Origin of the sequence: Acinetobacter sp. YH12144, assembly GCF_013418345.1 — a bacterium.
GTDB lineage: Bacteria > Pseudomonadota > Gammaproteobacteria > Pseudomonadales > Moraxellaceae > Acinetobacter > Acinetobacter amyesii.
The window spans coordinates 141,260-156,479 of sequence record NZ_VPCD01000003.1; the positions used below are offsets into that span (position 1 = coordinate 141,260).

12 protein-coding genes are annotated in these 15,220 nt (G+C 38.5%); 7 read left to right on the plus strand and 5 right to left on the minus strand.

All coding sequences use genetic code 11. From position 1 onward, the window contains the following. The first annotated feature begins 193 nt into the window (after positions 1-193). Positions 194-1,585 (plus strand): PLP-dependent aminotransferase family protein, encoded by a 1,392-nt coding sequence (locus FTU79_RS03450; RefSeq protein WP_180040324.1) that lies wholly within the window; start codon positions 194-196, stop codon positions 1,583-1,585. A 74-nt stretch (positions 1,586-1,659) separates the two neighbouring features. Here FTU79_RS03450 and FTU79_RS03455 read toward each other — a convergent pair whose 3' ends face one another. After that, complete coding sequence (locus tag FTU79_RS03455; RefSeq protein WP_180008896.1) at positions 1,660-2,097, minus strand: hypothetical protein; 438 nt, start codon at positions 2,095-2,097, stop codon at positions 1,660-1,662. A gap of 138 nt (positions 2,098-2,235) precedes the next feature. Between FTU79_RS03455 and FTU79_RS03460 the strand changes: the two genes are divergently transcribed. Continuing rightward, a complete protein-coding gene (locus tag FTU79_RS03460) occupies positions 2,236-2,904 on the plus strand; it encodes a class I SAM-dependent methyltransferase (protein WP_180048927.1) in 669 nt (222 codons plus the stop codon). Between the two features lie 92 nt (positions 2,905-2,996). Here FTU79_RS03460 and FTU79_RS03465 read toward each other — a convergent pair whose 3' ends face one another. Continuing rightward, positions 2,997-4,553 carry a phospholipase D family protein gene (locus tag FTU79_RS03465; RefSeq protein WP_180048928.1) on the minus strand — a complete coding sequence of 519 codons (1,557 nt, stop codon included), beginning with the start codon at positions 4,551-4,553 and terminating at the stop codon, positions 2,997-2,999. A gap of 125 nt (positions 4,554-4,678) precedes the next feature. Between FTU79_RS03465 and FTU79_RS03470 the strand changes: the two genes are divergently transcribed. From FTU79_RS03470 to FTU79_RS03480, 3 genes are all read left to right on the plus strand, one after another. Beyond that, positions 4,679-5,794, plus strand: coding sequence for an S-(hydroxymethyl)glutathione dehydrogenase/class III alcohol dehydrogenase (locus tag FTU79_RS03470; protein ID WP_168377538.1), 1,116 nt, complete (start codon positions 4,679-4,681; stop codon positions 5,792-5,794). 292 nt (positions 5,795-6,086) lie between these two features. After that, the gene (locus tag FTU79_RS03475) at positions 6,087-7,106 is read left to right on the plus strand and encodes a flavin reductase family protein (protein ID WP_168377537.1); all 1,020 of its coding nucleotides are present in this window, start codon (positions 6,087-6,089) and stop codon (positions 7,104-7,106) included. 35 nt (positions 7,107-7,141) lie between these two features. After that, positions 7,142-8,311: an acyl-CoA desaturase gene (locus tag FTU79_RS03480; RefSeq protein ID WP_180048929.1), complete on the plus strand. Its 1,170-nt coding sequence runs from the start codon at positions 7,142-7,144 to the stop codon at positions 8,309-8,311. 492 nt (positions 8,312-8,803) lie between these two features. Here FTU79_RS03480 and FTU79_RS03485 read toward each other — a convergent pair whose 3' ends face one another. Further along, on the minus strand, positions 8,804-10,378 hold the full coding sequence (locus FTU79_RS03485) for an ATP-binding cassette domain-containing protein (protein WP_180048930.1): 1,575 nt from the start codon (positions 10,376-10,378) through the stop codon (positions 8,804-8,806). Positions 10,379-11,078: 700 nt separating this feature from the next. On the opposite strand from FTU79_RS03485, the gene FTU79_RS03490 reads away from it, so the two are divergent. Both FTU79_RS03490 and FTU79_RS03495 read left to right on the plus strand, forming a co-directional pair. Then, the gene (locus tag FTU79_RS03490) at positions 11,079-12,164 is read left to right on the plus strand and encodes a 3-deoxy-7-phosphoheptulonate synthase (RefSeq protein ID WP_180048931.1); all 1,086 of its coding nucleotides are present in this window, start codon (positions 11,079-11,081) and stop codon (positions 12,162-12,164) included. Between the two features lie 270 nt (positions 12,165-12,434). After that, positions 12,435-13,625, plus strand: a complete 1,191-nt coding sequence (locus tag FTU79_RS03495) for a PilT/PilU family type 4a pilus ATPase (protein ID WP_180048932.1) — start codon at positions 12,435-12,437, stop codon at positions 13,623-13,625. A gap of 97 nt (positions 13,626-13,722) precedes the next feature. Here the strand turns inward: FTU79_RS03495 and gcvH are convergent, their stop codons facing one another. Then, complete coding sequence (gcvH, locus tag FTU79_RS03500; protein WP_180008881.1) at positions 13,723-14,097, minus strand: glycine cleavage system protein GcvH; 375 nt, start codon at positions 14,095-14,097, stop codon at positions 13,723-13,725. Positions 14,098-14,169: 72 nt separating this feature from the next. Further along, positions 14,170-15,198, minus strand: a complete 1,029-nt coding sequence (locus FTU79_RS03505; protein ID WP_078190954.1) for an AraC family transcriptional regulator — start codon at positions 15,196-15,198, stop codon at positions 14,170-14,172. Between the last annotated feature and the right edge of the window lie 22 nt (positions 15,199-15,220).

Below are 15,220 nucleotides of genomic sequence, written 5' to 3' on the forward strand. Positions count from 1 at the left end.
GAAATAGATACAGTCAAATACAATTAAAAAGAACTGTTATGGATAAAATACCCATACAATTTGCATCTATAGCCATCTTTGAATAAGCTGTAAAGCCAAGATTTAGAACGATTAATAGACTGAACTGTCAGTTAATAAGTTCAAAGTGTGTCGTAATATTTCACTAAAACTGCATGAATAAGGAAATGAAAAGATGACAAAAATCGAATGGGTCATGCAGCAAGTCCAAACACTGATCGATCAGAAACAGCTTTCTGAAGGCTGCCGCATTCCTTCGGTACGTCAATTTTCCCAACAGTTGGGCTGTTCGGTTTCAACTGTTGTAGAAGCCTATGCACGGTTGGTCAGTAGCGGTGTATTGGAGTCAAGAATTGGAGCTGGCTATTATGTCTGCAAACGTTCTACTGCAAATGTTTTATTAAGTGAGCATGCTATTGAATATAACCGAGAGGTCGATCCGTTGTGGATTTCACGCCAATCGCTAGATGCTCATGAAGGTATGCTGATTCCCGGTTGCGGCTGGCTGCCAAAAGAATGGATGCCAGAGCAGACTTTACGTAAAGCCTTAAAAACGGCTGCTAAATCTGATAGCAGTTTCTTAATAGATTATTCGGCGCCACACGGTCATACAAATTTACGCCGCTATATTGCTCGTAAAGGTGAGGTTTATGATGTAATGCTTAATTTGAAGCAGATTTTCATTAGTGATTCTGCAACACATTCTATTGATCTGATTTTTCGGCATTTACTTAAAACTGGTGATACGGTTCTGATCGATGATCCATGTTACTTTAATTTTAGGGCACTGATTAAGGCACATGGGCTGAATTGCATTACATTACCGTATGGCAAAAATGGTCCAGATGTAGAAGTATTTAAGCAAGTGCTGCAGTTTCAGCCCAAAATCTATTTAACCAACTCAGGCATACACAACCCAACTGGTGCAGCACTTTCTATGCAAACGGCATTTGAAATTGCTAAATTGGCAGAGCAAAGTGGGTTAATCATCGTTGAAGATGATATTTTTGCCGAATTTGAGTATCTACATGCGCCACGTTATTTAACTTTATTGGGTTTAAAGCAGGTAATTCAAATTGGCAGTTTTACCAAAACGCTTTCTGCTGCGGTGCGCTGTGGTTATATCATTGCTCACGAATCAATAATTGATCAGCTGATTGATTTGAATATTGCAACTCATTTTAATACCAGTCATTTAAATGCAGAGATTATTTATCAAGCCCTTATGGACAGTAGTTATATAAGGCATATTGAATGGGTCAAAAAACAGCTACAAAAACATATGATGGATGCCGTAAAGAAACTTGCAGCTCTAGACATTCATCCAGTCGTTATGCCCAAAGCTGGCATTTTTTTATGGTGTCAATTACCTGCAAATATTGATGCAGCACAGCTATCAAAAAGCTGTTTGACGCAAGGTATCATTCTTGCACCAGGCAATTCATTCAGCTCAGCACAGAACGCAGGGCAATACATGCGTTTTAATGTCGCGCAGTGCATCGACAAAAAAGTATTTGATGTTTTGCAGCAGTGTCTGAATGAGCTGAAATTGCAAGATACAGCTTAACTAAAAAATGATGCAGATTTCAGGTCTGTGATTGATTACCTTTTTTAAGGCCAAACAGTTTTTCAGGCGAGGCATTAGCCATCATATTCAACATAATCCCAAAGGTTTAAACGCGCTTTAATTTCTTTGCGAATATTCGGCAGCATAGGTAGTAAAGTACCATCGATCCATAAACTCAGTGTCTGAGATGAAACTTTTTTGTTTGCATCATTTAAAATTTGTGCGCCTTTCACGATCACCAAAGTTTCTTCGCTAGCTGCAGTTTCAATGCCTTTAAATAAAAGCTGTAATCCATGACCTGTATCTTGGATTAACCATTCCAACTCAATTTGGATATTGTGATTAGATTTAAGCACAGCTTGGCCTTCAATCATGTCATTGTCAGATAAGCAGTCATGCTCAACCCGAACTTTCGACAAAAACCATTCTTGATGACCAAGTTCAGGAAGTGTCGTAAAAGGCGTTAAAATATCACTTAAATTAAATTGGCGGCTTAAATCAAAAAATTGCATTAGAAAACTTTAGGAGGAGATAAAACAAAATAAGAGGTGGATGTTAAAGCATCATCAAGTTTGAGTAAAACCTTTGCTTTTATTGAGATATTTTATGTATAAATAGCATTCAATCTATCTAAATTAAGTCTAAGAAAAATGAATTGCGAAAATAATATACACACAAACGATGTACCAAGCCCCATAGACTTAAAAGATCCAATCCAAGCTAAACAATGGGCTGCTGAAGTCAATCTTAAACGTCCGTGGCGTTATGACATCTTTCAAATGTATGTCGACTCTATTTTGGCTTTCAACACGAATGTGCACGTGCTTGAACTCGGTTCAGGCCCAGGCTATTTGGCTGAGTTTTTAATCAATCATTGTCCAAATATAGATTACACAGCATTTGATTTTTCCGAAGCTATGCATGACTTGGCAAAAGGAAAACTAAGTGCATCGCAACGCTTAAAATGTAATTTTACAACAGGGGATTTCAAACAATCTAATTGGGAAGAACCTCTTCATTTCAATGAGAAAAGCACCTTTGATGTGATTGTTATTCATCAAGCTTTACATGAGTTGAGGCATAAGGCGTATGCAGCAGAGTTTCATCGGACTGTAAAAACGTTGTTAAATACACAAGGCGTGTATTTTGTATGTGATCATTTATATGCACCACATGCACAGCAAAATCATGAGTTGTATATGTCAGTTGAGGAACATTTAGCCGCGCTGAAAGCAGCCAATTATGGCCAAGTGGAATGTCTGGGTGAAGTCAATGGTTTGGTTCTTTTCAAAAGCCAGCACTCATATGAACGAGACTGACTAAGACCGTTTTTGACTTGATCGAACTTATCAGATTATTTCAATAAATAGCCTCGACGAGGGCAATTCAATCATTTAGCAGTACGTTGTCATTACATCATCCATTCAATCGGGAGGTATGATACTGCTTTTATACTAAATCGTTGGAATCGAGTTGTTTCAGGTTCATGGGTATAGGTTTTGGTTTTTCCATTTTTTTGATGCTCTAACCAAATGATTTCGCCGTTTTCATCCAGTTTTAATTCATACGCAATTTGCGGTAAATATTCGTTTAATGCGGCAGAAATATCGTTTTGTAATCGATCAGACTTAACGACAAGGCCAACTTCCGAATTTAAATTTGCGGAACGTGGATCAAAGTTAAACGATCCAATAAACACCATTCCGTCGATATCGAAAAATTTTGCATGCAAACTAGAGGCATTTTTGCCTTTTGCAGGGATGATATTTCCCGTCATGACCTCATACCATGTGCGTTTTGAACGCTCTATATAAGGTTTAAATTCATATAGTTTCACGCCATTTTCGAGTAAATCTTTGCGATATTTTTGATAAAACGCATGAACGACAGCGACGTCATTGGCTAAAAATGAATTGGTTAACACACGGACTTCTACATTTTTGCCTGCAAGACCCGTCAAAAAGTCAGTTCCTTGTTGCGTGGGAACAAAATAAGCTGAAACCAATTCCATACGTTCCTTGGGCTGTCCCATCAAAGTAGAAAATTGGTTATAAATTAATTCTTGCTCTTTAGCCTCACCACGAATTTTATTCGGACTATCCGCAATGAAATGTGCTTCGGCCCAATTCACCGGTATTAGTTTAAGCTGAGCCGCCAGTTGTTGCTGTGCATAGTTAATGCGCTGTTGATCTTTAGTCAACGTTGTAGAGTTTTCTTGGTATTGTTGTCTTAATTGACTTAATTCTTCTTTTGTACCTGCACCAATCCATTGCTGAACAGAATAACTTAAATCATCATTCCAAAAGTTCAAAAACACCTGATTGGCTTGTTGAATAGCTTCCCCATAGAAAAGGATATCCAAATCTGTAAATTGAAAACTTTCACTGGCATCAAAATATTCATTACTGATGTTACGACCGCCAGTTACGCCCATAAAACCATCAGCAATAATTAATTTATTATGCATACGATGGTTAATGTGCTTTAAGCGAAATGCATAATCAATGACACGTAATTTTCTGAATTTATAAGGATTAAATAGTTTGATTGAAATGTTGGGATGTGCTGAAAGGGCTTGTAAGGTCGGATCGAGTTTCGTCCCGTTTTGATCATCAATTAGTAGCCTGACTTTTACCCCACGGTCAGCGGCATGCAGTAATTCTTGAAACATCAGATGCCCAATAGCATCATTTTCCCAAATGTAATATTGCAAATCGATGGTGTATTTTGCATTTCGAATTAAATGTAGGCGAGAAGCAATGCTTAAGAAAGCATCATCTAAGGCTAAATAAGCCGTTTGTTTTTGTTCTAATTTTTCTAAATCCGTAGCAGACGTAATCCATTTTTCTGCATGTGATTGTATAGGGACATCTTTTTTTGACTGATTGCTAGGTAAGCTGCATCCAGTTAATAGGCTGATGGAAACAGTTAAACCGACAGTACAACTTATTTCACGTAATTGTATCATTCGAATAGCATTAATCATTCCTTGAAAAATTCATCATAACATCATGTTTTAAGGTTGTATCTAGGCTTAAAAAGAGGTTACTGTAACTCATCTGTTAATATAAGCCATACAGGATGTTTTTAGACATGAAATCACGTGCAGCCGTTGCTTTTGGACCGGGTCAGCCTTTAGAAATTGTTGAAATTGATGTGGCACCACCTAAAGCAGGTGAGGTTTTAGTCAAAATTAGCCATACAGGTGTGTGTCATACAGATGCATTTACATTGTCAGGTGATGATCCTGAAGGCGTATTTCCAGCAATTTTAGGGCATGAAGGTGCAGGTGTTGTGGTTGAAGTCGGTGAAGGTGTGACTTCAGTGCAACCAGGTGATCATGTTATTCCACTTTATACCGCAGAATGTGGTGAATGTTTATTCTGTAAATCGGGTAAAACAAATCTTTGTGTATCTGTACGAGCGACACAAGGGAAAGGTTTAATGCCGGATGGCACAACACGTTTTTCGTATAATGGTCAGCCGATTTATCACTATATGGGCTGTTCAACATTCTCTGAATATACTGTGGTTGCAGAAGTGTCTTTGGCAAAAATTAACCCTGAAGCGAACCACGAACATGTATGTTTGTTGGGTTGCGGCGTAACAACAGGCCTTGGTGCAGTTAAAAATACCGCTAAAGTTCAGGAAGGTGACTCAGTTGCAGTCTTTGGTTTAGGTGGTATTGGTTTGGCTGTGGTACAAGGTGCTAAAAAAGCCAAAGCAGGTCGTATCATTGCCGTAGATACCAATCCTGACAAATTCAAACTGGCTGAAGAATTTGGCGCTACAGATTTTGTTAATCCAAAAGATTATGAACGTCCTGTACAGGAAGTGATTGTAGAAATGACGGGCTGGGGCGTCGACCATTCATTTGAATGTATTGGCAATACCAATGTGATGCGCTCTGCTTTGGAATGTGCTCACCGTGGTTGGGGTCAATCTGTGATTATTGGTGTGGCAGGTGCAGGTCAAGAAATTTCAACCCGTCCATTCCAATTGGTTACTGGTCGTACTTGGAAAGGCACTGCATTCGGTGGTGTTAAAGGTCGTTCACAATTACCGGGTATGGTAGAAGAAGCCATGTCAGGTGAGATCAAACTTGAACCATTCGTGACCCATACCATGGGGTTGGATAAAATCAATGAAGCGTTTGATTTAATGCATGAAGGTAAATCAATTCGCTCTGTTGTGCATTTTGAAGACTAAACATTGATTTAAATATTATTGATTTATCTACTAATCATTAAATATTAATGCGTTAACTTTCACTGTTTTAAAAACTAGGCTTTGGCCTAGTTTTTTTTATTTGTGTTGTTACGACAAATCAGAACTTCAAATTTGGATTTGCAAAAAGTGACAGATTGTTAGACATAAAATGATAAAAAATGCCAAATGATAGATTTTGTCCCGAATTCACATGGTGGGGAATTAGCACTAAACTTAATGTAAGCATAATTTAAAAAACAAATGTATATTAATGCATTATCCGAGGCAAAAAATGACAACTACAAGTTACAAGCCTGAGTGGATTCGGGAAGATTTTATTGATTTTATTGCAGAAAAATTTGATGCAATTTGGGCCTACAAACGTGTAAAAGCACAATTAGTCAAATCACGTTGTGTGGGGATCGGGTTTTATGAACTGAGTTTTTTAGCGAATCAAAATTTTAAAGCAGCAAACTATCGACCAGGCCAATGTGTTCTGGTGACAGTTGTCAAAGATGGTGTACGTCATCAACGTAGCTATAGCATCGTCGAAATCAATACATCAGGTCATGTGGTGATTGCCGTCAAACAACAAGGCAAAGTGTCCAACTGCCTGACGCAATTAAAAACAGGTGATGTTGTTGAATTATCCCAACCGCAAGGTGTGTTTGGTCTAAAGCTAAATTCGGATCGCCCAATTTTACTGCTTGCTTCAGGGAGTGGTATTACCTCAATCATGGCTTTGTTTAAACAAGCCATTCAGCTTGGACGTACAGTTGACCTGATTTACTTCAATCGAGATGATGCTTATTTGGATGAATTGATTCAACTAGCGAAGCAATCTAACCATGTACATTTACATGCGATTAATACGCTGAAAACCAAATTGCATATCTCACCAGAGGTGCTAAATCACATGGTTCCTGATTTTAAGCTGCGAGATTGCTATGCCTGTGGTGCAACGCAAATGATGCAAAGCATTGAGCAATTGTATCGTGAGTTAAGGCTTTCAGAATATTTAAATACTGAATATTTTCAGATGATTGCTGATGATTCAGTACCTGCTCAACCTGTTACTTTTAGTTTAGCCCAGCAAGATTTTTTGGCAGAGGGAAATTTACTGGAAAGTGCTGAAAAAGCTGGTTTAAAACCTGCGCATGGCTGTCGGATGGGTATTTGTAATACCTGTTCGTGTACCAAATTACAGGGTTCAGTGAAAAACTTACTCACTGGCGAAATGGATCATGCGAATAACACACAAATCAAGTTATGTGTCTCTCAGGCAATTTCACCCGTACGCATTCAACTCTAACCCAAGCCGCATAAAAACAAATCAGGGGCGTCATCATGAATCAATCGATATATATTAGTCCGAATAGTAAGTCACGTTATTTATCACCCGAACAAACTGCTGAATTTGGCGAAAAAGTTGAGCAAATTCGCCGTGAAATCATCCAGAGTGTGGGTGAAAAAGATGCAGCGTATATTTATAAAATTCGCAATTTTGTCCGTTATAGCGAGATCGCATCTCGTGGCATGTTGATGTTTGCAGGCTGGATTCCACCAGTGTGGTTACTCGGCACAGGCCTATTGGGTATTTCTAAAATTGTAGAGAACATGGAACTCGGACACAATGTGATGCATGGTCAGTTTGATTGGTTAAATGACCCGAGTTTAAATGGTGCTAACTATGACTGGGATACTATTGCCACGGGTCAAGACTGGAAATATACCCATAACTATGTGCATCATACCTATACCAATATTGTGGGTATGGACCATGATGTCGGTTATGGTTTGATCCGTGTGAGCGAATCGCAAAAGTGGGAGCCACGCTTCCTATTTAATATTCCACTGGCTGCCCAACTCATGGTTTTCTTTGAGTGGTATGTCGGCATTCAACGTTTACATTTAGAAGATGTTATTGCGTATAAAACCAAAACTTGGAAAGATGTATGGCATGAAGCGGCCGATGTACGTCAGAAAATTAAGCGCCAAGTGATTAAAGATTATGTGTTTTTTCCGCTTATTGCAGGTCCCAATGCGATTCCTGTCTTTGCAGGAAATGCTGTAGCCAACGTGATTCGTAGCTTATGGGCTTCCGCTGTCATCTTTAATGGCCATTTTACAGAAGATGCGGAAAACTTTGAGATGGATAATACTGAAAATGAAACTCGAGCAGAGTGGTATCTCCGTCAAATTCGTGGCTCAAGTAATTTTAGTGGAACACAATGGTTGCATATACTCAGTGGTAATTTGAGTCACCAAATTGAACACCATTTATTTCCAGATATGCCTGCGAATCGCTATGCAGAAGCCGCACCTAAAATTAAAGCACTTTGTGACGAATATGGTATTCACTATAACGAAGCCAGTTTTATCAAACAATTTGCAAGCGTTTGGGTTCGCCTCGCGAAATGCTCAGTGCCGAATGACTGGAGAGCCGAAATCAAGGAACGTTCAGCATCACTTCAACAGCATGTTAAACAAAAAATCATGAAGAAAATCGGGCGTTAAAACACAGTATTGTTTAGCAATATTGTCCTAAGAGATCTTAAATTAGAAGCTGAAGCTACGTATTAACATCAGAAACGTAATTTGATTCAAATAAAAGAACGATACACGGTAATGTCATCCGCAACTGTTTGAGACAGGACTACTTCTCATCAAAAATGTTTTTGCGATACTTTGAATAATTTGACGCTAGTGAACGAGTTTAGTCGGTGAGGTGCATTGCACCGCAAGATGGTTTCCTTGCGAAGCTTTGCTTCTCATTTTGCCTAATGAGAAACATCGTTTCGTAAGAGTACCTCCAGCCGAAGGCTAATCTCTTTATCTAAACCCTAGATGTAAGACTCCGTCGAATAGACTGAAAAAGCATTTTAAAAATGCGAAATTACTTTTACGTGCGTAATATCAGTTAAATAAGAACGATTTCTAAAGCAGTAAATTCGCCAAAGTAGCTTTCATCTACTTTGGTAATTTTAGATATTTCTAAAAAAATAAGAGCTATTCTACGAATTGCACGCTACTCTGAATGCCACAAGATTCTACAAAATATGCATCATGTGAAACGAGGATCACTGCACCTGTATAATGCTGAATGGCTTGAGCCAATAACATTCTAGACTCTATATCTAAATGGTTTTCAGGTTCATCTAACAATAAAAGCTCAATATTCGGTGTTAAATAATTTAAGCCCAATAAGGTCACTTTTAAACGCTCACCACCACTTAAACAGTGAAATGGCAGTTCCGCTTTTTGACCACGGATTCTAAGTTGACCGAGTTGATTACGCCATTCCGTTGATGAAACCTCATGATTAAACTTTGCTAGATTGTCTAAAACACTCAATTCAGGTGATAAATCATTCAAGTTTTGGTCTAAATACAGGGTATGCACAGACAAAAATAATTCATGGTTAGACTGTGATGTGGTCTGACTCAAATACTTTAGAAATGTAGATTTACCAATACCATTTTTTCCTTTTAAATGAATTTTTTCACCTGCCTGTAAGGCCAAATCGAAAGGAAGGTGCTGAGATGTTTTGCGATGAAAATGTTTAACTCTTAAAATTTCTCCTGTTTTTTCAGCGTGATGTTGAAAAACGAATTTCTGCTCTTTGACATGCTCAAGTTGTTGCTGTGACTGAATCAGTTGAGATATCTTTTCTTCCAATTGCTTCTGCTGTTGCGTTTGAACTGTCGCTAGGCTTTGACCTGCTTGTTCCTTTTTAAAATCGAGTAATACTTTAGCTTGGGAGCCTGACTTGCGTAGTGCATGACCTTGTTGTTCTCGTTTTTGTGCTTTCATTTGTGTTTCGTGTTGTTGTAATTTGAGTTGTTTTAACTCACGCTGATGCTGCATAGCATTACGCTGTAAGGCTTTATTTTGCAGTTGAATGTATTCTTCATAGTTACAAGTAACATGCGTGACTCCAAACTCATTTAAAGCGTAGATATGCTCTACATGTTGCAGCAACTCTCGATCATGACTGACAAAAAATGCACCGGCAGGATGGTTTTTTAAGCGATCGATGAGCCATAAACGTGAAGATACATCTAAATGATTACTTGGCTCATCCAAAAGCAAATAATGGTCGGGTTTTAAAAATAATGCACACAATGCCAATTTGGTTTTTTGACCTTCACTCAGCTGAGCGACTGGGAAATTTAAATCTGTTGGAAGTGAAGCCTGCTTAAGTTGTTGCTGCCATAGTGCAGGATGGTGCCACTGGTTTTCAGTCAGTTCAAAGTCTTCAAAACTTGCGCTGCCTATTTCGATACGTTGAAATGCGCTACATAAATCTTCCACACCGAGTGCAGAAGCAATCGTGTCAGCTTCTAGTCGAGAAAATTGTGATAAATAAGCATGTGGTACATTCCATGAAATTTCCCCTTCATAGGGGAGATCTTTCAGATTTTGCGCATGTAAGATTTTAAGGATGCAGGACTTTCCTAAACCATTGCGACCAATACATGCCGAAAGTTGTTGTTGATTGAGGTTAAATTTCAGGTTTTTAAAAAGTGTTTTAGAAGGAAATTCCAAACTTAATTGGGAAATTGTACAAGCTGTTTGAGTCATAGATGCACCTTGCGATAGCAAAGATGCGCAATACAAATAACTAATTTTATTCTATAAAAAAGACAATATTTGAGAAAATGCAGTCGAAGTCATTAGCCATGTGTTCGCACATCAAAAAAATGGATTTGATGATGAAAAAAACAGGGCTTACTTCATTGGCAAATACTCGAATTAAAAATAAATGGAAAAAAGCTTAAGACAGCCTAATGTTGTGCAGTCTAATAAATGTTTATTTATTAATCAATACATCAAATTTTAAAAGTAGGTCGCAATAATTGAAAGTAGAGTTATTTAATACAACAAAATAGCAAAAAACTATTGTCAAACTGCTGAATACAGCGTATTTTAATTTTCAGACAGATACTTTTTGATGAAATCAAGATGTTAAAGCAACCTTTAATCTCAAACGCATATTATTACTTTTGGCAGTTTAGATAATTGCCTGAACGCGTTCGGGCATGAAAAAGGTTGCCCACCAAGTTTATACCTGATCGGCAACCCTGATCAGGTTTTTTTATGTCTTGATTTTTATAATATTTTTGGAGAAATCTCATGTTTACAGTAAAAAATTCATATTTTAGCAACGGTTATTGGTTTTACTTTAGTCAGTCTATGTCTAAAGCCTTGAAGTCCCAAAGTCCCATAACGCTCAGATAAAAGATCGGACTGTTTGTGTACACAGTCCAAAGGAATAAAACCAATGAATGCGCTAAATACAGCTTTACAACAAACTCAAAATTCAGAAATTCAACAGAAATCTACGCAGTCGAAAGAAATACTTTTGAGCTTGCCTCATCAACTGAAACAACAATTACCTTTATCTGCTCAATCAGCGGAACAAATTGCTGCACATCGTGTAACGATTCAAAATATTTTGACGGGTCAAGATCCGCGTCTAATGATTATTACAGGCCCATGTTCAATTCATGATCCAATTGCTGCTTTGGAATATGCCGAAAAATTAAAACAATTACAGACACAAGTTTCAGATCAAATTTTTCTTGTGATGCGCGCATACATTGAGAAACCACGAACTACAGTGGGCTGGAAAGGCTATATGTATGACCCAAGTTTAGATGGTTCATCTAATATGCAGTTGGGCTTAGAAAAATCACGTGAGCTGTACTTACAAATTATTGAAATGGGTTTGCCGATCGCCTCTGAAATTTTAAGCCCAATGGCGACGGGTTATTTTGATGACCTTTTGGCTTGGGGTGCAATCGGTGCGCGTACCAGCGAATCACAAATTCATCGTGAAATCTCAAGTCATATGCCATACAGCATCGGTTTCAAAAACGGTACAGATGGCTCAATCCAAATTGCTCTAGATGCTATTCAATCTGCTTCGCATCCACACCAGTTTTTAGGTATGAGTCAAACTGGCTTACCGTGTGTTTTAGAATCTGTTGGCAACCCGCAAGCACATTTGATTTTACGTGGCTCCAATATAGGTCCAAATTATAGTTTGGCTGAAATAGACAAAATTCGCAGTAAAGTAAAAGGCGATTTACCAGCTTTAGTGATCGATTGTAGTCATGGTAATAGCCATAAAGACCCAATGAAGCAACCTGAAGTATTACGCACAATTGTTGCGGAGCGTGAGCATACCCAAGTGCGTGGTGTGATGTTGGAAAGTCATTTAGTGGATGGTAATCAAAAAATTAGTTGTGACATGACTTATGGTCAATCTGTAACAGATGGATGCTTAGGTTGGGACAAAACCATTGATTTGATTCAACAGGTTGCGAATGAACTTCGTGCATCACAAATCAAACGTAGTGCTTAACAATCCAGAGCATACTCAGTCTGAATTGATTTAGCCCAAAGCCTTAGAACATTGATTGTTCTAAGGCTTTTATTTTGAAATTTACTTTATTGTTTACTGCGATATAAAAATTGAAAAATGGCATATTTCCTAGAATATATACTGATAATTCAGTATTTTATGTTTGAGTGAATCACACTTTTTATGCACAATAATATCTAAGCCCAATACAGCGCCTGAAATAATGACAATCTGTGCTTGGGTGTTTGAAATTTTATATTGGGGAAGTTGATGTACACTGCTGAATTGTTGGAAGAAGCACGCCGTTTTATGTTCCACATGTTAACAAAAGTGGTTGAATATGGTGGTTCTGATTTATTTATTACGGCAGATTTTCCACCAAGTATTAAACATCAAGGCATGATGAAACCTTTTGGGCAGCAAGCGCTTGATGCTGAGAAAACAAAGCTTTTCGCCTATAGTTTGATGAATGAGAAGCAGCGCAAAGAATTTGAGAAAGAATTAGAATGTAACTTTGCGATTAGTGTGCCAAACGTTTCACGTTTTCGTGTCAATGTATTTCAGCAACAGTTACATGTAGGTATGGTCATTCGTACCATTACCGCAGAAATTCCAAATTTTGAAAAACTTAAATTACCGGCTTCGCTTAAGCATGTAATTATGGAAAAATGTGGTTTGGTTTTAGTGGTTGGGGGAACAGGTTCAGGAAAATCAACCTCTTTAGCGGCGCTGATTGATTATCGAAATGAAAACAGCGCAGGGCATATCATCACTGTTGAAGACCCAGTGGAATATGTGCATAAGCATAAAAAATCTATGATTACGCATCGTGAAGTTGGTGTAGATAGTCATTCGTGGCATAACGCTTTGAAAAATACACTACGACAAGCGCCAGATGTGATTTTAATCGGTGAAATTCGTGACACCGAGACTATGGAACATGCGATTGCCTTTGCTGAAACAGGGCATTTATGTTTAGGTACGCTACATTCAAATAATGCCAATCAAACCCTAGATCGAATCATTAACTTCTTCCCAGAAGAGCGAAGAAATCAATTGCTTATGGATTTATCGAGCAATATGAAAGCGATTGTTTCGCAGCGTTTAATCCGGACTGAAGATGGTAAAGGACGCCGTGCAGCCGTTGAAATCATGTTAAACACGCCGCTTATTTCAGATTTGATTTTGAAAGGTGAGTTTCATGAATTAAAAGCGATCATGGCAAAATCTCGTGAACTTGGGATGCAAACTTTCGACCAAGCTTTATTTGATTTATATAATGACGGCGCAATTTCTTATGAAGAGGCCTTAAGAAATGCTGATTCAACCAATGAACTACGTTTGCAAATTAAACTAAAAAGTTCACGTGCAAATGGTACTTCAGCGGCTGCGCAATCGTTTAGTATGGTTGAAGAAAAGAAAGAAGAACCTGAAAGCACCGAAGCTTCGGAAGAAATATAAGCTGCATATTCATGCAAATGGTATATAAGCCAATTTAGCTATCAAATTGAAATAAAAAAATCAGCCTGAGGGCTGATTTTTTAGATATTAGAAATATTTACAGACCAGCTTCGTATTGTTCGCTGGTCAATAAAGCATCTACATCAGCCATATTGTCTGGTTTAATTTTATAAATCCAACCTTTGCTATAAGGTGCATCGTTTACAAAATCAGGATCATCTTCAAGGTCTGGATTGACTTCAACAACCACACCAGAAATCGGTGCATGAATATCAGAAGCGGTTTTTACCGACTCGACCACACCCGCTTGTTCACCAGCAGTGATATGTTGGCCCACATCTGGTGCTTCAACATAAACTAAATCACCCAATGCGTCTTGTGCATGATCAGAAATGCCTGTAACAACAAGGTCACCTTCAATTCGCACCCATTCATGTGTACTTGCGTACTTTAAATCTGAAGGATGATTCATTGATAACTCCTTAAATCCATTAAATTCATTTTTGGCATGAGTTATACATGCTTTTTAGGTAAAACAAAAGACTTATAAGTACGGATCTTTACGCCAATTGCTTGGGCTACGACCACTCCAACGCTTAAAAGCACGGCTAAAATTGGCGACATCGCTATAGCCTAATTCATCAGCAATTTGCTCTAAGGTAAAATCAGTCCGTGATAGAAGCGAAGTAGCATGACGGTAGCGAACTTCGTCAACCAATGTTGAAAATGAAGTCCCTTCGGCAGCAAGTTGGCGTTTAAGGGTTCGATCGGACATGTGTAGCCGTTCAGCAACACTTTCAATACTTAAATAGTGCTGCTCAGAGTTGGTTAAAATGTCACGAACGCGCATGGCAATACGGTGGCGTTCGCCCAAAGCAGAAAGTTCAGCTTCACATTGATTAATGGCGATTTGACTGGCAATCGGGTCTGCATGGACCAATTTATTGGTTAAATATTGCTTATCAAAACTAAGTAAGAGATGTGGCTGATCAAATCTAAATTGGTGCCGTGGATATTTGGCAATAAACCGCTCAAAACCTTCAGGTTGAGGGAAATCAAAATCAATTTCACCAGCAGAATAATCCACACCGGTAATTGCTTTGCCCATGCTGATCATGCCAAAAATTAAGGCAATTGAAATCTCAGTACGTAAAGGCTCTATCGTAACGTCGGTTTGTAGTTGAACAGTCGCTTTGGTTCCAAAAGTCGAGAAAAAAAGCTGTAAAAAGGGCATGCGTAACTGAATAAAACGGTTTGCCAAGACTAAGGCATCGGTTATGTCCTTCGCCGTCATGATGGCATAGCCAATAAAACCATGAATCGAGATGCGCATTTGGTTGCCTAAATGAAAACCTAATGTTGGCTCACCAGTTAAACGTAGTGCGTGCTCTACCAATTGATTGGCGATGGGTGTTGGAATACGGAAATCTGGTTCAGCCAATTGTTCGCTGTTTAATCCGAAGGGACTAAATAATGTTTCTGCAGTGTAGCCCCATCGAGAGACCACATCTAAAAGGAGCAATCCATACACTCCGGGAATACCCTGATCCTGACGGGAATTAATTGTTTTCATAGCGTTCCGTTGCAATGCGGGT